Source organism: Rossellomorea vietnamensis (genome assembly GCF_008180415.1).
Taxonomy (GTDB): domain Bacteria; phylum Bacillota; class Bacilli; order Bacillales; family Bacillaceae_B; genus Rossellomorea; species Rossellomorea vietnamensis_C.
This window is the reverse complement of sequence record NZ_VTEI01000001.1, coordinates 74,904-95,842: the sequence shown is the minus strand read 5'-3', so window position 1 is coordinate 95,842 and position 20,939 is coordinate 74,904. Positions and strand designations below refer to the sequence as shown.

Here is a 20,939-nt window from a genome sequence, read left to right as displayed (position 1 = left end):
CCCGATGAAAATGTTATATGGTGTAATTGGAAATCCTATTGCCCATTCAATGTCCCCCATCATGCACAATGACGCTTTCCAGGAAAGGGGCATCGATGCACATTATCAGCCGTTTCTGGTGGATAGCGAAGAACTTGAAGAAGCTGTAGGTGCCTTGAAGATTTTAGGCGTCAAAGGCTTTAATGTGACCATTCCCCATAAGCAGGCAATCATTCCGTTTCTGGATGAAGTGGATCCTCTTGCTAAGGCGATTGGAGCTGTCAATACAGTGGTGAGAAGAGATGGCCGCTTTGTCGGTTATAATACGGATGGCATGGGGTTTTTAAGGTCACTGAAGGAGGGCTGTCCTTTTCCTCTGGAAAATAAGAGAGTGCTGCTTATTGGTGCCGGGGGAGCGGCAAGGGCGATCTTTTATTCTCTTGCTGCTTCTGGCCTTGAATATATTGATATTTGTAACCGCACACCGGAAAGAGGAGAAGTGATCATAGAAGAATGTCCATTTGTATGTACAGCCTCTTCTTTATCCTTGACGCAGGCTGAACAAGCCTTGGAGAACTATGATATTATCATCCAGACCACCTCTGTCGGCATGTTTCCTGAAGTAAATGACGTGCCGCTCAAAGTGGACAAGATCAAAAAGGGTGCATTTGTATCAGATATAATTTACAACCCTCCATTGACCAAGATCATCCGGAGATTCCGGGAGCTCGGCGGTTATGGAGAAAATGGAATCGGCATGTTCGTTCATCAGGGAGCGCTTGCCTTCGAACTTTGGACAGGAGTCAAACCAGATTCCGAGCGAATGAAAAATATTGTCCAACAACATCTGGGAGGTTAATATGTTAACTGGCAAACAAAAGAGATTTTTACGTTCAGAGGCTCACCATCTTAATCCGATATTTCAAGTCGGTAAAGGCGGAGTCAACGAAAATATGATTAAGCAAATCAGTGGAGCACTGGAAGCGAGAGAGCTGATTAAAGTAAGCATTCTGCAAAACTGTGATGAAGATAAGGACACCGTGGCAGATGAACTGGCTTCTGGGGCGGGTGCGAATATCGTTCAAATCATTGGCATGACAATTGTGCTGTACAAGGAATCAAAGGAAAACAAAAAAATCGAACTTCCTAGATAAAGGAGGTCCAAAATGGGTAAGCGAGTTGGTTTGTTAGGGGGTACATTCAACCCCCCGCATTTGGGGCATTTAATCATAGCAAACGAGGTTCTGGACCAGTTTGGTCTGGATGAAGTCAGGTTCATGCCGGCGGGGAGCCCCCCTCATAAACAAATAAAAGGAGACACTTCTTCAGAACAGCGCAAAGAAATGGTCATCTGCGCTATAGAGAATCATGCGCGGTTTGTGCTTGAACCAATCGAGCTGGAGAAGGAAGGTCCATCTTATACCTACGAGACGATCAAACTTCTTATTGAGAGAGAACCCGATTCAGAGTTTCACTTTATCATAGGCGGAGACATGATTGACTATCTGCCTAAGTGGCATAAGATCGAAGAATTGTCCCGGCTTATCCAATTTGTTGGAGTCCAGCGAACTGGATATGAGACGGATTCTCCTTATAATGTAATTATGGCTGATGTCCCGCAAATAGAAATCTCTTCGACAATGATCAGAGACAGAATCGCTGCAGGAAAGACTGTGAAGTACCTTATTCCTGAAGGGGTGTCAGATTATATACGAGAGGGGAAACTATATGGATAGAGATCAGGCTTTAGATCTTGTCAGGGCTCAGCTGACAGAACACCGTTATCTGCATACACTTGGCGTTATGGAAACAGCGATTGAACTGGCGGAGCGATACAATGCAGATCGAGATAAAGCTGAAATGGCAGCAATCTTTCACGATTATGCAAAATTCCGTCCGAAAGAAGAAATGAAGAAAATCATTGAAACAGAAGGAATGGATAAACGCCTTTTGGAGTATAACGCTGAATTATGGCATGCCCCTGTGGGAGCTTATCTCGTGAGAAAAGAAGCGGGTGTAGAGGATGAGGAAATTCTGGACGCCATTCGTTTCCATACCTCTGGAAGGCCGGGAATGACAAATCTTGAAAAAATTATATATCTTGCTGATTATATCGAGCCGGGCAGGCGTTTTCCTGGAGTGGATGAAGTGAGGGAATTGGCAAAAGATAATCTTGAAGAGGCATTGATTCTTTCCATCAGAAACTCAATCACATTTTTGATGAAGAAGAACCAGGCTGTTTTTCCAGAGACCTTCTACACATTTAATGAATTAGTTCTAAAAAATAGGAGTTGATATGATGAACAGTAAAGACTTGCTTACAGTTGCATATATAGCGGCGGATGATAAAAGAGCAGAAGATATTGTTGCTCTTGATATGAAGGGCATTTCGCTGATCGCGGATTACTTTGTGATCTGCCATGGTAATTCTGACAAACAGGTTCAGGCAATTGCAAGGGAATTGAAGGAAAAAGCTGAAGAGAATGGACATGATGTGAAGCGTATGGAAGGCTTCGATGAGGCTCGCTGGGTGCTTGTCGATATGGGTGATGTTGTAGCACATGTTTTCCATAAAGAAGAAAGAGGATATTATAAACTGGAAAGGCTCTGGGGAGATGCACCGCTTATTGATGTAAGCAGCGAGATCGAGCAATGAGTTATCAGCAGTTCGCCTACATTTATGATTACTTGATGAAGGATGTCCCTTATGATTCCTGGGTCGAATTCGTCCAGGCCCAGGCTGATAAACACGCAGTCAGCGGCAGGGAGCTTTTGGATTTGGGATGCGGGACGGGTGAGCTGTCTTTGAGGCTTTTAAAAGAAGGGTATTCAGTAACCGGTATCGACCTGTCTGAAGACATGCTCTTCATGGCCAGGGAAAAAGCAGAGAATGAAGGCCTGCAGCTTCCGTTATATCAGCAGGATATGAGTGAACTCCAAGGGTTGGGCAGTTTTGATATCATTTCTATATTTTGTGATTCATTAAACTACTTGGAAACAGAAGAAAAAGTCATCAGTACATTTAAACACGTAAGAGAACACCTGCGGGAGGATGGCTTATTTTTATTCGACGTACACTCCATTTTCAAAATCACTCAGATATTTTTGAATGAGACCTTTACTTATAACGATGAAGAGGTATCTTATATTTGGGACTGCTTTCCAGGAGAAGAGCCAAACAGTGTTGAACATGAACTGACCTTCTTTGTTAGAGATGATGAAACAGGTCAGTATGAACGCATGGAGGAACTCCACCATCAACGGACATTCCCCATTCTGACTTTGGAAAACTGGCTGAAGGAATCAGGATTCGAAGTGATGGACATTACAGCTGATTTCACGGATGTCCCGCCTGGGGATCTCAGTGAAAGGATCTTCTTCACTTGTAAACGAAAATAAGTAAGTATGCAGGACGAAATCGTATAGGATTTCGTTCTTTTTTTTGATAATTAAACATGAACTAACTGCCTGGTGATCAACAGCCGTTTAGTTCTTTAATAAATAATTTCGCATCGTCTCTAAATCCAGCTCCAGAGCCCAAAGTCCGTACCAAGTGGAGCGGACTTAGCCTCTCGGGGTCAAAAGGGCGATAGCGCTTTTTTATAAAGGAATAAAGTTCCCTTAATTAGTAAATAGCACCTAAAACAGCTTAATTAGAGGAAAAATATTCCCTTATTGAACTCAAAATACTTAAAATAAGGTGCTTTTCTGCAAATAAGGGAGAAAACTTCCCCTATTAACCAACAAATTGAGGCCAAGCCTGCAAATAAGAGAAAAAACTTCCCTTATTTTTACCGCTAGTTACTTAATCACAGACATTCAAACTCTAAAAGGTTAGTTGTATCTTACCTCCTGCTGGGGGAATGGACAATCATTCTCCGGTCTGTATCCACAGGAACGGACTTAGCGCACCTCAGGGTCAATACTTGAGAAAAAAGAAAGCCCAATTTCTCTCCAGCTGCTATTTTCCTGCCGGAGCCAAAAGGGGCACTTGTGTAATGAAAGTATATATATCCAGCTTTGAAAGCCCGCTTTTGTCTGCAGGCATAAAGTACTCTGTTTTCTTTTCGAAAAATAAAGGATTTCCTATCCGGTTATAGAATTAGATAATAGTCAGATTCCAAATTGCTTCTTCGTTTCGGAAATATCTTCATCAAACTTTCTGTGAGTGGCTTTAAACAGTTCATGAAACAGACTTCCTATTTGTCCTTCCATGGCAGTTATGCCTTCTCCTGTAACTCCGCCTTTGACACATACCTTCTCCTGCAGGGCATCCAGTGTATATACCTCTTTCTTCAGCAATTCTCCTAATCCAATCAGCATTTCAGAAGCAAGGATAGTTGCCGTCGCTTCGTCTATTTCAGTTTCGCTGACAGCCCCTTGGATGAACTTTCTTGTTAAATAAGTGAAGAAAGCCGGTCCGCAGCTGACAATATCCGAAGAAACCCGTGTGATGCTTTCATCAATACTGACAGGGGTGGAGACGGAATTTAGAAGCTCCCATATTGCCTGCTTCCATTCTTCTGTACATTTTGAGCCAAACGAAAAGAGAGAGACTCCGCTGAATGCCCGGTTGGTGATACTCGGGATGACCCTCATGCTTGAGCAGTCCACAAGAGACTCGATCTGCTCGACGCTCACAGGGCTTGTAATGGATACAATGCATTTCTCCTTAGTGAAATGGTGTTGATTATTTTTCAGGACCTCGAAAATATCCAGTGGTTTGACACAAATAAAAACCACATCAGAGTCTTGAATGACCTTGGCTGGCTCATTATATATGGAAATATCACGATAGTTTTCCCGTAACATTTCTGCCTTGCTTCTTGTTCGATTCACTACATTGAGGTCAGAAGGAGAAATTGCTCCTGACTCAACAAAAGCTTGGATTAATATGCCGCCCATATTGCCTGTTCCCACTATTCCTACCTTCATGTGCTGCCCTCCTTCTAAAATCCATTCTCATGCATGTTTAGCAGCTATCTCATAGGCCCAATTCCTTTAAAGCTGGTGTCCTTAGGCAGTAAAAGGTTACTGAAACGCAAAATATACCCCTGTCAAAAGAGCTTTCCCTTATCATTCCTATGAGCAGTAAATCTCGAATATGCAATTTAAAGGAGAATAATCCATGTTACAGTCGTTTCTGGATAAGTATAAAATTCCGGTCATTATCTTAATCGCAGTTCTAATGGTCCTATTCATTTTGTTGAATGGATCTGGCGGACAAAGTGCCCCTGGAAATATTCAAAATGAGCCATTGCCGATGGAGGATGATCAGGTTCCTTCTGCACATGAAGAAGAGGCTGCCCAGCCTTTGAATAAAGAGATCTTCGTTGATGTAAAAGGAGCTGTTCATAAGCCCGGGATCTATCAGGCTGTTCAAAGTGAAAGGGTGAACGATCTTATTATCCGGGCAGGGGGTTTTACTGAAGCTGCACAAGACACGAGCGTGAACCTCGCGCAGCGGGTTACTGATGAAATGGTAATCTATGTACCGGAGGAAGGGGAACCTGGAGCATTCCCAGCCTCTGTTGCTATTCCTGAAGGAGAAGAGATGCTGGATATCAACCAGGCGGAAGCGTTGGAGTTTGAGAGTCTGCCTGGGATAGGGCCTGCTAAAGCCAAAGCGATAGTTGATTACCGTTCAGAAAATGGTCCTTTTCAAACAATTGAAGAGTTAATGGAGGTATCAGGGATTGGAGAGGGTACTTTTGATAAGCTCAAAGAAAATATCACTGTAAATTGAGAGGCTTCCCTTTGCCCATTTTGTCATTTTCATTTACACTTATCCCAAGAGAAATCGAATAAAGGAGTTTATTTATGCCACGTATCTCATGGAACAATTATTTTATGGCTCAATCCCATTTACTTGCACTCCGAAGCACCTGTACCCGTCTGACAGTAGGCGCAACAATCGTCCGCGACAAACGAATCATTGCAGGAGGCTATAATGGCTCGATTGCAGGAGGGGTCCACTGTGTGGATGAAGGCTGCTATGTGATCGATAACCATTGTGTGAGGACGGTTCATGCAGAAATGAATGCGATCATCCAATGTGCCAAATTCGGTGTGCCGACAGATAATGCAGAAATTTATGTTACCCATTTTCCATGTCTTCAATGCTGCAAAGGCATCATCCAGGCAGGAATAAAAAAGGTGTTCTTTGCGGAAAGTTATAAAAATCATCCCTATGCCTTAGAGCTTTTTGAACAGGCAGGAGTCCATGTAGAACAGGTCCCTTTTGAAGGAAACGGGAACAATGAACAGCAGAGGGACTTGAGCCGGAGCATGTTGAAGAAGCTTGAGGAACTGGGATTAGACAGGGAAGAACTAAGCAAATATAAAATTGACCATGAGAAAGTTTTCAAGGAGTAATTTTTCTTGAAAAAAGGACAACTTATTTATCCAGCACTATCCTGCCTTGCCGGTACTTCACTTGCACTTCACTTTCAATGGGGTGCATTTTTTCTGGCTGTTTTCCTCTCGATCCTCCTCATACGTATACTCCCCACACTGTCACTTGTGTTTACCTTGCTGCTTCTTCCTGCTTCATATTTTCTCGCGTCTATTCAAATAGAAAAGAATGCCACAGAGCTTTCTCCCTATCAAACCAAGTACTCGATTACCTTCAAAGAGAAACCGGAAATTGACGGAGACAGGCTTATGGGACTGGCTGTGGTGAAAAATGGTGAATCTGTTATCCTCCGTTATAAGATTCCTGATGAAGGACAAAAGGATGTGTTGGAGGACATGACCTACACAGGATTAAAGTGTGAGGTTTCCGGCGAACTCAAAGAGCCTGCACAGTCCAGAAACCTTAACAGTTTTGATTATCAAGATTACCTGAACGGAAAACAGATCCACTGGATTTTACAGGTTAACAGCCTTAATGATGATCAATGCTCATACCCAAAAACATCCCTTCTTGAAGAAATGGGAAGGTGGAGGGAAGAAGGGATAGCATCCATCCATCAAAAGTTTCCCGAAGCTGCTGCAGGTATATCTGCTGCACTGGTTTTTGGTGAAAGAGATTTGATTAAACAAGAAACGCTGGAAGCTTACCAGCGTCTTGGAGTCATCCACCTTCTTGCCATTTCAGGTCTTCATGTAGGGATGCTGTTTGCGGCCCTTTATTATATTTTATTAAGGATTGGCATCCCGAGGGAATATGTTCAACTGATTCTGCTTGTGATCCTTCCTTTATATGTTCTGTTGACGGGAGGTGCGCCGCCGGTAATAAGAGCTTCAGGTATCATGTGTGCTGTGATTCTTTCAGGTTTTTTCCGCTGGAAGCTGTCACCTTTGGATGCTGTCTCACTAGTCTTTTTGCTGTATTTATTCATCGATCCATTCGCTACGGAAAATATCGGGTTTCAATTGTCCTTCCTAGTCAGCTTCTCCCTCGTCCTTTCCTCAAACCGTATCTTGGCAGCCTGCCCACAAAAATGGAAACTTATCTTCTTAGTGACAGCTGTATGTCAGGTGTGTTCGATACCGGTCCTTCTATGGCACTTCTATGAGTTTTCTCTTATTGGATTTGTAGTGAACTCTTTTTATGTCCCTTATTTCACGATTATCCTGCTTCCACTCTCTTTATTGTCCTTTCTTTTCATGATACTATTTTCGCCTGCTGCCAGTGTTCTATTTCCTTTCTTGAATGGAGCCGTCATCATAGCAGATTCAGTGTCTCATCATTTGAACAGCCTGCCGCTGATCACATTTTCATCCGGAAAGCCCCCAATTCTTCTTGCCTTCCTGTATATCCTTGCATCCGGATTCTGTTTCATTAAGGCTGAAAAAGCTGCCTGGGGACCCGCATTGCTTCCATTGGTCCTTCTTTTGGTTTTGCATAAACTATCTATTTTTATGAATCCCTATGGAGAAGTCATCATGGTGGATGTAGGCCAAGGGGACTGCCTGATCATCGACCTGCCTTTCAATGAAGGGGTTTATATGATCGATACAGGGGGAGCGGTGATTTTTCGGGAAGAAGCCTGGCAGAAGCGGAGCCAAGAATATTCGATCAGTGCAGACGTGCTTTTGCCGTTATTGAAGAGCAGAGGCATCCAGAGAATCGATAAGTTAATACTGACACATAGTGACTTTGATCACGCAGGAGCAGCCGGAGAATTGATAGAATCGATAAATGTTGGGGAAATTCTCATTACACCAGGTTCTCAGCAAAGTACCGTGATTCAGGACCTTTCTGAAAAGGCAAAACAGTTGAAAGTTAAAGTGAGGTCTGCAGGTGCAGGGGAGGAATGGAGCACTAATAGCGCTGATTTTCTTTTTCTCTACCCATTTGATGATCACTACGTGGGGAACGATGATTCACTCGTGCTGTTTGGAAAAATGGGAGGGAAAAAGTGGCTGTTCACTGGGGATTTGGAGGAAAATGGAGAAGGTGAGTTAATCGAAAAATGGAAGGTGGAAGCCGATGTCCTCAAAGTAGGCCACCATGGAAGCAAGACATCGACGAGCGATTCGTTCCTGGAGACACTGAAGCCTGATATTGCACTCATATCAGCAGGAAAGGATAATAGGTATGGACATCCTGACCCTGAAGTCCTCAACAGACTTAAAAGCCAAGGAATAATAATTTATAGCACTGCCGACTCCGGAGCGGTACATTATAAATATTTGGGCACCAAAGGAACGTTCAAGACAGTTATCCCATAAGATGTATTAAGTTAAAGAAAAGAACAAAAACGGATCGCCCCGCACAGAAAAAGGCGCGTTTTCCTTTAATTCAGTTCGTGCTCTGAAGCTGGATATGGAAAGAAAGTTTAATCCTTAAGAGCTGGCCTATGATTTGCTTTAAAACGAAAAAGGAGTTCGCAATCAGCGAACTCCGTGCATGTTCATTAAGAACCTATGTACTTAATGACTACTGCCATGACGAACAATATGGCAAAGAAACCGAAAGATACGATGAAACCAACGCCAGAATCCACTGCATCATTTCTTTTCGATTGGACATTTTTTTCGAATTCGTTCATAAGTACCCCTCCTATTTCTATCTAAGTATAGATGATTCCCCCAAAAAAATCTATACTTGCACTTTACATTTTCCTTTACTGACAAGAGTTGTCACATATATGTTCACATTGTTGGGTGACACTATAATTACAAGGGAGATACCGCCGGTCAAAAAAGGTTCCTAGGTCTTTTTCATCGGCGTTAAATATAGATTTAGGGGGTGTCCTCATCCTGGGGCGTCCCCTTTCCACTTGTCAAAACTGCAAACCTTTTTTACGATAGTATTATCACATAAAAATGGAGAGTGCAATCTTGGTCATTGATATTTGGAAGAAAATTGAAAATAAACAATTTGCCAGCATATATTTATTATACGGCAAAGAAACATTTTTAATAAATGAAACGCAGCAAAAAATTGTCGGACATGCTGTATCCGAGGAAGAAATGGATTTCAATTTCTCCTCCTACGATCTGGAAGAAACTCCTGTGGAAACAGCCATAGAGGATGCAGAGACCTTTCCTTTCATGGGGGAACGGCGTGTTGTTGTATTACATAATCCCGTTTTTTTGACGGCAGAGAAAACAAAAGAAAAGGTAGAGCACAACATTAAAAAATTTGAACAGTACCTTTCCTCTCCAGCTCCTTACACAATTCTTATCATTTCTGCGCCGTATGAAAAGCTCGATGAACGGAAGAAAATCACCAAATCTTTAAAGAAAGATGCAGAAGTTCTCGAAGCCAAAAAATTGAACGAAAAAGAATTGAAGACCTGGGTGAGGGAACGCTGTGCAGCAAACATGGTCCAGATTGATGAAGTGGCCATCGATCTCCTGGTAGCTCTTGCGGGGACCAATCTAATGATGCTGACAAAAGAAATCGATAAACTTTCCCTGTATGCGAGTGATACAAATCGGATTGATGAAGCGGTCGTAGAAGCCTTGACTGCACGCTCCCTGGAACAGAACATCTTTGCGCTTGTCGAAAAAGTGGTTCAGCGTAAGACGGAAGAGGCTCTAAGGATCTATTATGATTTGTTAAAGCAAAATGAAGAACCCATCAAAATCCTGGCAGTCCTTTCCGGACAGTTCAGGCTGATCTATCAAGTCAAAGAATTGGCTAGAAGGGGATACGGGCAGCAAAAGATAGCCGGCTTCCTGCGTGTCCATCCATTCAGGGTAAAATTGGCAGCCGGCCAGGCGAAACATTTTTCCGATGAGCAGTTGTCTGTGATCATAGAACTGCTTGCCCAAGGAGATTTCGAAATGAAAACCGGCCGCCAGAAGAAGGAAATGATCATAGAATTATTCCTCTTTAAACTCCATGGACAATCGTTGAGTAATGCGAGGTAGGGATTGCTTGGATGTTCCTCTTGGCAGTCGGAATTCGAGCATCACCTCACTGAACATGGAGTTGAGATTTAAAAAAAGCTATATTTCTTTACAAAAAGAAATGCCTTTTACAGTATATTGCTACTTTAAAGGTTAAAGGAATTTTTTTCACTGCCTTTATGACTCTGTTGGGCATGGCGGAAAATCCGCCAAACCATTGTTAAGGGAACTTAAAGGGTAAAAATCCCCTTAACTAATAAATATCAGCGAAAATAGCAATAATAGAGGGGAAAATTCCCCTTATTTTACTCAAAAGACTAAAAAATAGTAACGGGTTCTGTTTTCGAGTGCAAAATAAAAATAATACACTAAAAGGAGTGTCAAATCGCATTGATTTTGCCACTCCTTTTTTGATGATTTAACGGTATTCTTGCTGGTAAATTTGTTCAATTACACATTGCACCCTAAATAGCAAATGACAGAACTTTTTGTTCTTCAAAATTTGTCGCACAATTTCCTATACACTTTCAATCCATATTAATATGAAGGAGAGTTGTTAATTCTAAAAAATCGAGCAATTATTTGATTGGAACGGAAGGTGCGTGACCTCCTGCGGGACTAGCGGGCGTCTAGTTCCAGCACCTAGCCCCTCGGGGTCAAATAACCTCAAGAGAATAAAAGGAAAGAGCACCTTTTTTCTCTTGAGGTTATTTGCCTGTCGGGCCTGACCAAGGTGCTTCCACTTTTGGTGACAGTGAGACCCCACAGGCGAATCTAGCTTCAGCGGCCAGCGACTAGCAGATTTCGGTCTCTCTCCTTGCGATAAGTCATCATCGAATCGCTTACGCTCTTCGTGATTCCTTTATCTCATGCGAGAGCCCTAAAATCTGTACGTCGCTGAACGGCCGCTTCCGCTTTTTATGAAGCCGAGGAGGCTCACCGCACGCCCCGCGGAGTCACGCACCTGGAGTGGAAATCAGTAGACATTGTTTTTGGGTGTGAATCACTCAACAAATAAAAAACGATCTCTCAGTTATGAGAGATCGTTTTTTAAGTGAAAGAAATTAGTTAACTTTTTTCATTAAGCGTGATTTTGAACGATCAGCAGCGTTTTTGTGGATAAGACCTTTTTGAGCTGCTTTATCTAAATGCTTAACTGCTTCGGAAACTAATGCTTTAGCGTTATCATCGTTGTTTTGTGCAGCAGCTTCCGCTTTTTTAACTGCAGTACGCATAGCTGACTTTACAGTTACGTTTTGTGCATTCTTTGCTTCGTTCGTTTTTACGCGTTTGATAGCAGATTTAATATTTGGCATTCCTGTCACCTCCTACAAAGCGATCGAGAATTATATTGTACTCGATTTTTACAATTCCTAAATTTAATCAGAACAAATGATATTTTATCAAATCGCCGTATATATTGCAATACTCTTCGATTGAAAAAGATAATAGAATGAATGAAAGTTCCTCTATGGCGCAAGATAGTGATATGAAGAAAATTCAAGGGGGCTGTCAAGAATGGAAGAAAAACAAACAGTCGATCTAAGCAAATACGCTATTAGAACCGACCTTGCTGTGGAGGCAAGGGAGATGGTGCTTGCAGAGAAGAGTAAAGATGCCGATCAAGCACAGGAGGCTTCCGGGTTAAATGGTGTCATCGTCAATGAACGTGAAATTGATGGTATCAGTGTCTCCCATGTGACCATAACAGAAGAAGGCGAAGAATTACTCGGAAAAAAAGCCGGGAACTATTTAACGCTGGAGGCACATAGTATCAGGCAGAGCCAGGCAGATCTTCAGCAGAAGGTTGAAGAGGTGTTTGCAAAAGAATTCAGTTCTTTTTTAAAGAATAAAGGAATTAGTCCGGATGCCAGCTGCTTGATTGTCGGGCTGGGAAACTGGAATGTAACACCAGATGCACTTGGTCCGCTGGTTTGTGAAAATTTGATTATAACTCGCCATTTATTTGAGCTTCAGCCTGAATCTGTTCGGGAAGGGTATCGGCCGGTGTCAGCACTTGCACCAGGGGTAATGGGCCTTACTGGCATCGAGACGAGCGATATCATTTTTGGTGTCGTTGAAAAATCAAAACCGGACTTCGTTATTGCGATTGATGCACTGGCATCCCGTTCTATCGAAAGAGTCAACTCTACTATCCAGATTTCCGATACAGGCATCCACCCGGGTTCAGGGGTCGGAAATAAACGGAAAGGGCTTGATGAAGAGACCCTTGGAGTCCCGGTTTTTGCGATTGGCATTCCAACCGTTGTGGATGCTGTGACCATCGTAAGCGACACCGTCGATTTTCTCCTTAAGCATTTTGGCAAAGAGTTAAAAGAAGGAGATAAACCATCCCGTGCCCTTTCACCAGCCGGCATGACATTCGGCGAAAGAAGAAAACTGACAGAGGAAGACCTGCCTGAAGAACACCATAGAAAAACATTCCTTGGGATAGTCGGCACTCTTGAAGATGAAGAGAAAAGAAAGCTCATCCATGAAGTGCTTGCGCCGATCGGACACAACTTGATGGTGACCCCTAAAGAAGTGGATGTTTTCATAGAAGACATGGCCAACCTCGTGGCAAGCGGATTGAATGCGGCGCTGCATCAAGCCGTGAATCAAGGGGATACAGGATTTAAAACTCATTGAACGTATAAGCATAAGCCCTTTGGCTTGTGCTTTTTTAGTTGCTTTTTAATTGAGAACTATATCCAGTTGAACTCAAAGAGAAAATGATGTCCCTGGCGGCGGCAGTATTGTATATCATAAGGAAAGATGTCCCTTGATTAGTGGTGAAAATCAATATGTTAGTCAATTTCGCCCTGGATCTATAGGCTTCAAGATACTCCCTGCATTAAAATCTGCTTTTCTCCGAGCATCTATTTTCCGGTTCTACTTTTTCTATCTCTATCATATTTTGTACTAGAGTCGAGAAGGAAGGGTGGAATAATGAAGTCGTATAAGTCGTCCAATTATGTTGTAGCAGTGAATCTATCGACAATAGTTAAGGGGATCCTGGCGTTTGTTTTTGGCCTTCTTTCGATTTTTTCTTTATCGGGTATACTCACATCGCTCAAGCCTGAATACAGGATCAGCTCAAGTTCTGTGAATCATGCAGCTGAAAATGTTTCTGGAGCGATGTTATATAATCTTTTCACTATGGAAAACCGGGCGTTCAAGGCGGCAGACCCGGCGGAAGAAGAGCTGCCTTCCATGTCCAATCTGATTTTCAGGCTGGCTACCAATGTCAGTTTCGAAGATCCCCGTAGTTTTCTCGGAAGGGAGCTTCCTGGCTTTTCAATATTCGACTCAGAAATTCTGGTTGCAGGGGAAGGTACTGATTTTACAAATATGCCTTATGAATCCGTCCCGCCGGCTGAAGCGCTTAATTCAGAAAATGATGCGCAGCTGCAGAACACGGAAAAAATAGAAAATCCTTCTTCCAGTGATAATCCGGATAACAAGGGCCAGACAACTGGCGATAAGAAAACAGTGTATCTCTACTTCACACACACAAGGGAATCTTATCTTCCTTACCTAAAAGATGTAACAAATCCCAATTTAGCTCATCATTCGCAAATAAATGTCACGAAAGTTGGAGATAAATTAAAAGAAGAACTGGAAAACAGGGGTATCGGCACAATGATAGACAAAACGGATGTTATAGCGAACCTGGATAAGAAAGGGCTCGATTATTGGTATGCCTATCAGGAATCCCGGCCGGTCGCACAAGCAGCGATGGCAGGAAATAAGGATTTGATCTATCTGATTGATATCCACAGAGATTCACAAAGAAAGGATATCACCACTGCCAGCATCAATGGCCAGCCATACGCAAAACTAGCATTTGTAGTTGGAGCAGAACATCCGAACTATGAAAAAAATCTCAAGATTGCAACTGAACTTCATAACCAGCTTGATTCAAAGTATAAGGGAATTTCCAGAGGGGTTTTCGTTAAAAAAGGCAGCGGGACCAATGGAAAGTTCAATCAGGATCTGACCGGCAATTCTCTGCTGGTGGAGTTCGGGGGAGTTGATAATACCTTTGAGGAGCTGAACCGGTCGTCCGCGGCATTGGCTGATGTGTTCTCGGAATATTACTGGCAGGCAGATAAAGTCGGACATGTCATTTCAGCTCCTGCGTCCAGTCAATGATCAATATTAGAAGAGGATGAACAAAATGAGAGGATTCGTACTGAAAAGCATACTGCTGGTTTCCATACTATTCGTCGGAGTTCTAATCGGAATGCAGAAAGCAAATGACGGGATCAGGGATATGAAGGGGTATGACCAGGATGGGTTTGGTACACCACTGACAATATCGGAAGACGAGACAGGGAATATCGAGGCCTCCCTCTTAGGGCAGGAAATGGGAAGTGCCTCTATTACCGAGAAAAAAAAGAAGCTCGAGGAAATGAAAAGCTTTAATTTTTTTTCGGAAATAGGGAAATCTGTAGCAGGGGCAGTGAAAAGCATTACTGAAAAGACAGTCGAATTTGTTTCATCGTTGATATGAAATTAAGGGCGCTGCGGCGTCTTTTTTCTTGTTTAGAAATGATTTTTTTGACTTGTGCAGAAAAGCGGGGATCTGTTCGGCTCTCAAGAAGAACTTTAGAGGGCACTTAGACGCAAAGTGTTGCAGGTGTACATAGTGCACGTTATGAGAGAAACCAGAAGGACAAAACAGAGCCGCAGGTATCCCTCGGGGGAGTCATGGAATAGGCTCTACCAGAATCTCAAGGGAATACTCTAGAGACCACCGCTGAACCTGAAAGCATCCAGCGGTGATACTAGGATACGAGAAAACTCCGTGCCGGGTACAAAACCACCTGACTGCCACATTTCCAAGCACTCTCATGGTTATGATTGAATATTGCTATGTGTACTGATATAATTCAAAATAGTGTACATGCGTCGATTAACAGGAGTTGAAAGTAATGAACCGTGAGGAAAAATTAAAACGACAACAGAAAATACGTAACTTTTCTATCATTGCTCACATAGATCATGGAAAATCTACTTTGGCAGATAGAATTCTTGAGAAAACAAAGGCATTGACTGCCAGAGAAATGAAAGAGCAGCTGCTTGATTCAATGGACCTGGAAAGGGAACGTGGAATTACAATCAAGCTGAATTCTGTTCAACTAAAATATCAGGCAAAAGATGGGGAAGAATATATCTTCCATTTGATTGATACACCTGGCCACGTCGATTTTACCTATGAAGTATCCCGAAGCTTGGCAGCATGCGAAGGTGCAGTTCTTGTCGTCGATGCGGCCCAAGGAATTGAAGCCCAGACGCTTGCCAATGTTTACCTGGCACTAGATAACAACCTGGAAATTCTGCCGGTCATCAATAAAATTGACCTTCCAGCAGCAGACCCGGAACGCGTAAGGCAGGAAGTGGAAGATGTCATCGGGTTGGATGCATCTGAAGCAGTCCTTGCTTCAGCAAAAGCGGGAATCGGCATTGAGGATATCCTTGAGCAGGTAGTTGAAAAGGTTCCTGCGCCAACAGGGGATCCAGATAAGCCTCTGCAGGCTCTGATCTTTGATTCTCTATATGATTCTTATCGGGGAGTCGTTGCTTATATCCGTGTTATGGAAGGTTCAGTGAAGGTCGGCGACAAGATCAAGATGATGGCAACCGGCAAGGAATTCGAAGTCAATGATGTGGGAGTGTTCACTCCAAAAGCGACTTCTACTAAAGAATTGACTGTCGGAGATGTAGGATACTTAACGGCTGCCATTAAGAATGTTGGGGACACACGTGTCGGTGATACCATTACAGGCGCGAAGAACCCTGCAGATAAGGCTCTTCCTGGATACAGAAGGCTTAATCCGATGGTTTATTGCGGATTGTATCCGATTGATTCGGCAAAGTACAATGACCTTCGTGAAGCCTTGGAAAGACTGGAGCTTAATGACTCAGCCCTTCAGTATGAGCCGGAAACATCTCAGGCACTTGGATTTGGTTTCAGATGTGGATTCCTTGGACTGCTCCATATGGAGATCATCCAGGAACGTATTGAACGCGAATTCAAGATCGATTTAATTACAACTGCCCCAAGTGTTATTTACAATGTGCTGCTGACAGATGGCGAAGAGCTTAAGGTCGATAATCCTTCCATGATGCCTGACCCGCAAAAGGTCGAGAGTGTTGAGGAACCTTATGTTAAAGCCACAATGATGGTGCCGAATGACTATGTTGGAGCTGTCATGGAATTATGCCAGGGCAAACGGGGAAATTTCATCGATATGCAGTATATGGATGAAACCCGCGTTAACATTGTGTATGAAATCCCTTTGGCTGAAATCGTCTATGATTTCTTTGATCAGTTGAAATCAGGTACTAAAGGATATGCTTCATTTGATTATGAACTCATAGGCTATAAAGAATCCAAACTTGTGAAAATGGATATTCTTTTGAATGCAGAGCAGGTTGATGCTTTAAGCTTCATCGTCCATAGAGACTTTGCGTATGATAGAGGAAAGATTATTGTTGATAAGTTAAAGGAACTCATCCCGAGACAGCAGTTTGAGGTTCCTATTCAAGCAGCAATCGGCCAGAAAATCGTGGCTCGCTCCACGATCAAAGCCATCCGTAAGAACGTACTCGCTAAGTGTTACGGTGGAGACATTTCACGTAAACGTAAGCTTCTTGAAAAGCAAAAAGAAGGTAAGAAGCGAATGAAGCAGGTTGGTTCTGTTGAAGTTCCTCAAGAGGCGTTCATGGCCGTCCTGAAAATGGATGACGACGGCGGCTCTAAGTAAGATTTTTAACTAAAAATTCTAGATCTCGATTATTAATAAGACAAATGGGGGGGATTGCTTGTGTTCAGAGCAGGCCCCCCCTTTCTCTATCGGGATTTAATAAAGGTAGTGAAAACATGATACGTTCAGCATATATTCATATTCCCTTCTGCCACCATATCTGCCATTATTGTGATTTTAACAAGGTGTTTATGAAGGGGCAGCCGGTGGACGACTATTTGGCTTCGTTAGATAAAGAAATGAAAATGGGAATTGAAAAATACCCTTCAGAGAAATTGTCGACGATTTTTGTTGGAGGAGGAACACCGACAGCCTTAAATGCATCGCAGCTCGAGGTTTTTTGTAAAAGCATCAATGCATCCCTTCCATACTCAAAGGATGAGGTAGAGTTTACTTTCGAAGCTAATCCAGGTGATTTGACCAGCGATAAATTGGAAGTGCTGCATGATCATGGTGTGAATCGTTTAAGCTTTGGAGTTCAGTCCTTTAATGATGACCTGCTTGAAAGGATCGGCAGGAATCATAGAAGCAAGGATGTATACACTTCCATCGATGCCGCCAGGAAAGCAGGGTTTGACAATATCAGCATTGACTTGATTTATGCCTTGCCTGGGCAGACAGTTGAGGACTTTAAGCACACTCTGAGGACGGCTTTAGAATTCGATCTTCCTCATTACTCAGGATATTCTCTCATTATCGAACCGAAAACGGTATTTTATAATTTAATGAGAAAAGGAAAATTGTCTTTGCCTCCACAAGAAACGGAAGCAGAAATGTACAGTATATTGATGGAAGAAATGCAGGCTGCAGGGATCAATCAATATGAAATCAGCAACTTTGCCAAAAAGGGATATGAGAGCAAGCATAATCTTGTTTATTGGGATAATGAAGAATACTACGGTTTTGGAGCGGGTGCTCATGGATATGCCGAGGGAAACCGGTATAGCAATTTCGGTCCCTTGAAAAAATATATGGAGCCCCTGGCTGACGGAAAGCTGCCGATTATTGAGAGCCATGAACAAACGAAAGCTGAAAAGATGGAAGAAGAAATGTTCCTGGGTCTGCGCAAGACAGAAGGAGTATCTGTAGCCCGATTTACAGAAAAGTTCGGAGAGAGCCCGATGACGGTCTTCAAGGAAGCGGTCGAAGAAATGGTGAAGAAGGAATTGCTGACTGTCGAAAATTCATATATCCGTTTAACCCAAAAAGGAAAGTTCCTTGGCAACGAAGTCTTCCAGGCCTTTTTGGGAGTGATATAAAGTATTAGAGTAAAAACAGGCTATAACCTGCTGGCGTATTGTAAGGGTATTGTTTAGAGGCTCTTTTCGTAAACTTTGTTGCTATTTGATATGAGGTTCATTCCGTAAAATGACGTCATCATTCATTGGAAGCATCTTGGTAAGCTAGAAAGAAGAGAGCAGCTTTGTGAAAACAGCTTTTCTAAAAAATTGCAGCTATTAAATGCTTATTTATTTCCCCCTCTTACGTAGAAGGATTGGAGCGGAAGGCGTGAGACCTCCTGAGGGACTAGCAGGAAAGGCTCACCGCACGCCCCGCGGAGTCGCGCACCTGGAGCGGAAATCCATTATTTTTAAAACAGCAATTTAAACGGTTAATTGAAGTTAAAGGTGCTTGATCCAGCGCTGCTCCTTCCTAAGGCGGTTAAACTCAAAAAAATGTAAACCCGCCTTTTTTTCTCTTGAGAACATTTGCCTGTCGGGGCTGRTCARGGCGCTTACGCTTTTGATTCGTCCAGCTTCAGCGCCTAGCCCCTCGGGGTCAAATAACCCTCATCGAATAAAAGGAAAGGGCGCCTTTTTTTCGATGAGGAACATTTGCCTGTCGGGGCTGATCAAGGCGCTTACGCTTTTGATTCGTCCAGCTTCAGCGCCTAGCCCCTCGGGGTCAAATAACCCTCATCGAATAAAAGGAAAGGGCGCCTTTTTTTCGATGAGGAACATTTGCCTGTCGGGGCTGGTCAGGGCGCTTACGCTTTTGGTGGTAACTATTACAGAAAAAATTGACGACGAAACGATTTGTTCTAATTGACATCTCTTAGCTGATTTGATAATTTATTATTAGATTTAGCACTCATTTAACGAGAGTGCTAACAGAGGTGATGAATGTTGTTAACAGATCGACAGTTGCTTATACTTCAAGTAATCATTGATGATTTCATCCGGTCTGCACAACCTGTAGGTTCGAGAAGCTTGTCTAAAAAGGAAGAGATATCCTTCAGTTCCGCTACAATCAGGAATGAGATGGCAGACTTGGAGGATTTCGGTTTTATCGAGAAGCCTCACACATCTTCCGGACGGATTCCATCAGAAAAAGGCTACAGATATTATGTGGACCATCTGCTTTCCCCTGTTCAGCTTGCGAAGAAGGATGTCAAAACAATCCGTTCCATTTTTGCTGAAAGAATTTATGAAATGGAAAGGGTTGTGGAGAGATCAGCCAAGATTCTTTCCGAGCTTACTAATTATACGGCCATTGTTCTTGGCCCTGGGGTTAAGGAAAACAAACTTAAGAAAATACAGATCATCCCTATAAACGACGAGACAGCCGTAGCCATTATTGTGACCGATACTGGGCATGTCCAGAATCGCATGTTCACAATACCGAAGGCGGTCGACTCTAATGACCTGGAGAAGCTGGTCAACATATTGAATGACCGCTTAGCCGGTGTGCCGATGACAGAGCTTAATGATAAGATTTTCAAAGAGGTGGCACAGCTTCTTAAGCAGCACATTCATAATTATGATTTGATGCTTCATTCATTGGTGAATACTATGGATTTGCCGGCGAATGAGAAAATCTTCTTCGGCGGTAAAACAAATATGCTCAATCAACCTGAATTCAATGATATCCACAAGGTCCGCCTGCTGTTGAACATGATCGAACAGGAGGATGGCATCTATGATATGATCAAGCATCTTCCGAACGGCCTTCATGTGAAAATCGGCAAGGAAAACAATGTTTCAGCGATGGAAGACTGCAGCCTCATTACCGCTTCCTATTCTGTGGCAAATGAGAAGGTGGGCTCGATTGCCATACTTGGACCGACAAGGATGGAATATTCGCGGGTGATCAGCTTATTGAACTTTTTAAGCGAAGATATGTCCAAGGCGATGACGAAGCTGTATCAAAGCTGATTCGTGTGGATATATTGATAAAGGATATCGGGGCCGGAACAAAGCGGTTTGCTGGGATGGTCCCCCGATATAGAACTTGAAACACTTGGTGAAAGAGGGGCAATCCCTCAGCTTTTTAAGGAGGTGAAAGGAATGGCAGAAGAAACGAACAACAAAGTTGATCAGGAATTGAATGGTCAGCAAGAAGAAAGAACCTCTGAGGGTACTGAAGAAGAAATCTTCGCTGAAAGCCTGGAAGGACAGGAAGGTGAGGAGAAAGGTCAATCTCCGGAGGAAACACAAATTATTGAACTGCAATCAAAGTTGGATGAATCCGAAAGCCGTTACTTGAGATTGCGTGCCGATTTTGATAATTTCCGCCGCCGTGTTAACTTGGACCGTGAGGCGAATGAAAAATATAAAGCTCAAAGCATCGTAACGGAATTGCTTCCGGCAATCGACAACTTTGAGCGTGCATTAAATGTTGAGCCCGATAATGAACAGACAAAATCCTTGCTTCAAGGGATGGAAATGGTTTATCGTAGCTTAGTGGAAGCACTGAAAAAAGAAGGTGTCGAGCCGATTGAAACAGTCGGGCAGGAATTCGATCCTCATCTGCATCAAGCTGTTATGCAGGGAGAAGACGAAAACTTCGGTTCAAACATTGTGACTGAAGAGTTCCAAAAAGGTTACAAACTGAAGGACCGCATTATTCGACCTTCAATGGTAAAAGTGAATCAATAAT

General features: G+C 42.9%; 20 protein-coding genes. 17 read left to right on the top strand and 3 right to left on the bottom strand.

Annotated elements, in window-relative coordinates; all coding sequences use genetic code 11:
- Positions 1-4 precede the first annotated feature (4 nt).
- The 6 genes from aroE to FZC78_RS00450 are packed head-to-tail and all read left to right on the top strand — an operon-like array spanning position 5 to position 3,378.
- Complete coding sequence (aroE, locus tag FZC78_RS00475) at positions 5-838, top strand: shikimate dehydrogenase (RefSeq protein WP_148937744.1); 834 nt, start codon at positions 5-7, stop codon at positions 836-838.
- 1 nt (position 839) lies between these two features.
- The gene (gene yhbY, locus FZC78_RS00470) at positions 840-1,133 is read left to right on the top strand and encodes a ribosome assembly RNA-binding protein YhbY (RefSeq protein WP_148937743.1); all 294 of its coding nucleotides are present in this window, start codon (positions 840-842) and stop codon (positions 1,131-1,133) included.
- A 12-nt stretch (positions 1,134-1,145) separates the two neighbouring features.
- A complete protein-coding gene (locus FZC78_RS00465; protein WP_148937742.1) occupies positions 1,146-1,715 on the top strand; it encodes a nicotinate-nucleotide adenylyltransferase in 570 nt (189 codons plus the stop codon).
- Positions 1,708-2,274, top strand: a complete 567-nt coding sequence (gene yqeK / locus FZC78_RS00460; RefSeq protein WP_148937741.1) for a bis(5'-nucleosyl)-tetraphosphatase (symmetrical) YqeK — start codon at positions 1,708-1,710, stop codon at positions 2,272-2,274. The genes FZC78_RS00465 and yqeK overlap by 8 nt, the downstream gene beginning before the upstream one ends.
- Positions 2,275-2,278: 4 nt before the next feature.
- Positions 2,279-2,635, top strand: coding sequence for a ribosome silencing factor (gene rsfS, locus FZC78_RS00455; protein WP_148938119.1), 357 nt, complete (start codon positions 2,279-2,281; stop codon positions 2,633-2,635).
- Positions 2,632-3,378 (top strand): class I SAM-dependent DNA methyltransferase, encoded by a 747-nt coding sequence (locus FZC78_RS00450; protein WP_148937740.1) that lies wholly within the window; start codon positions 2,632-2,634, stop codon positions 3,376-3,378. Before rsfS ends, FZC78_RS00450 begins: the two co-directional genes overlap by 4 nt.
- A gap of 714 nt (positions 3,379-4,092) precedes the next feature.
- Here the strand turns inward: FZC78_RS00450 and comER are convergent.
- Positions 4,093-4,914: a late competence protein ComER gene (gene comER, locus FZC78_RS00445; RefSeq protein ID WP_148937739.1), complete on the bottom strand. Its 822-nt coding sequence runs from the start codon at positions 4,912-4,914 to the stop codon at positions 4,093-4,095.
- Positions 4,915-5,107: 193 nt separating this feature from the next.
- On the opposite strand from comER, the gene FZC78_RS00440 reads away from it, so the two are divergent.
- From FZC78_RS00440 to FZC78_RS00430, 3 genes are all read left to right on the top strand, one after another.
- A complete protein-coding gene (locus FZC78_RS00440) occupies positions 5,108-5,725 on the top strand; it encodes a helix-hairpin-helix domain-containing protein (protein WP_148937738.1) in 618 nt (205 codons plus the stop codon).
- A 74-nt stretch (positions 5,726-5,799) separates the two neighbouring features.
- Positions 5,800-6,354: a ComE operon protein 2 gene (locus FZC78_RS00435; protein WP_148937737.1), complete on the top strand. Its 555-nt coding sequence runs from the start codon at positions 5,800-5,802 to the stop codon at positions 6,352-6,354.
- Between the two features lie 6 nt (positions 6,355-6,360).
- Entirely contained in the window at positions 6,361-8,658 is a 2,298-nt protein-coding gene (locus FZC78_RS00430) for a DNA internalization-related competence protein ComEC/Rec2 (protein ID WP_148937736.1), read from the top strand.
- A gap of 185 nt (positions 8,659-8,843) precedes the next feature.
- On the opposite strand, the gene FZC78_RS00425 is transcribed toward FZC78_RS00430, so the two are convergent.
- On the bottom strand, positions 8,844-8,978 hold the full coding sequence (locus tag FZC78_RS00425; RefSeq protein ID WP_148937735.1) for a YqzM family protein: 135 nt from the start codon (positions 8,976-8,978) through the stop codon (positions 8,844-8,846).
- Between the two features lie 292 nt (positions 8,979-9,270).
- Between FZC78_RS00425 and holA the strand changes: the two genes are divergently transcribed.
- A complete protein-coding gene (gene holA, locus FZC78_RS00420; protein WP_148937734.1) occupies positions 9,271-10,308 on the top strand; it encodes a DNA polymerase III subunit delta in 1,038 nt (345 codons plus the stop codon).
- A gap of 1,043 nt (positions 10,309-11,351) precedes the next feature.
- Here holA and rpsT read toward each other — a convergent pair.
- Entirely contained in the window at positions 11,352-11,603 is a 252-nt protein-coding gene (rpsT, locus tag FZC78_RS00410) for a 30S ribosomal protein S20 (protein WP_148937733.1), read from the bottom strand.
- Between the two features lie 202 nt (positions 11,604-11,805).
- Between rpsT and gpr the strand changes: the two genes are divergently transcribed.
- The 7 genes from gpr to grpE all read left to right on the top strand — a co-directional run bounded on the left by gpr (position 11,806) and on the right by grpE (position 20,938).
- Positions 11,806-12,936, top strand: a complete 1,131-nt coding sequence (gene gpr / locus FZC78_RS00405; RefSeq protein WP_148937732.1) for a GPR endopeptidase — start codon at positions 11,806-11,808, stop codon at positions 12,934-12,936.
- A 300-nt stretch (positions 12,937-13,236) separates the two neighbouring features.
- Positions 13,237-14,442, top strand: coding sequence for a stage II sporulation protein P (gene spoIIP / locus FZC78_RS00400; RefSeq protein WP_148937731.1), 1,206 nt, complete (start codon positions 13,237-13,239; stop codon positions 14,440-14,442).
- Between the two features lie 25 nt (positions 14,443-14,467).
- Entirely contained in the window at positions 14,468-14,803 is a 336-nt protein-coding gene (locus tag FZC78_RS00395; RefSeq protein ID WP_252183458.1) for a YqxA family protein, read from the top strand.
- Between the two features lie 421 nt (positions 14,804-15,224).
- The gene (lepA, locus tag FZC78_RS00385; RefSeq protein WP_148937728.1) at positions 15,225-17,060 is read left to right on the top strand and encodes a translation elongation factor 4; all 1,836 of its coding nucleotides are present in this window, start codon (positions 15,225-15,227) and stop codon (positions 17,058-17,060) included.
- 116 nt (positions 17,061-17,176) lie between these two features.
- Positions 17,177-18,319 (top strand): radical SAM family heme chaperone HemW, encoded by a 1,143-nt coding sequence (gene hemW / locus FZC78_RS00380; RefSeq protein ID WP_148937727.1) that lies wholly within the window; start codon positions 17,177-17,179, stop codon positions 18,317-18,319.
- 867 nt (positions 18,320-19,186) lie between these two features.
- The gene (gene hrcA / locus FZC78_RS00375) at positions 19,187-20,215 is read left to right on the top strand and encodes a heat-inducible transcriptional repressor HrcA (RefSeq protein ID WP_148938118.1); all 1,029 of its coding nucleotides are present in this window, start codon (positions 19,187-19,189) and stop codon (positions 20,213-20,215) included.
- 132 nt (positions 20,216-20,347) lie between these two features.
- Positions 20,348-20,938 (top strand): nucleotide exchange factor GrpE, encoded by a 591-nt coding sequence (grpE, locus tag FZC78_RS00370; RefSeq protein WP_148937726.1) that lies wholly within the window; start codon positions 20,348-20,350, stop codon positions 20,936-20,938.
- Position 20,939: the final 1 nt, after the last annotated feature.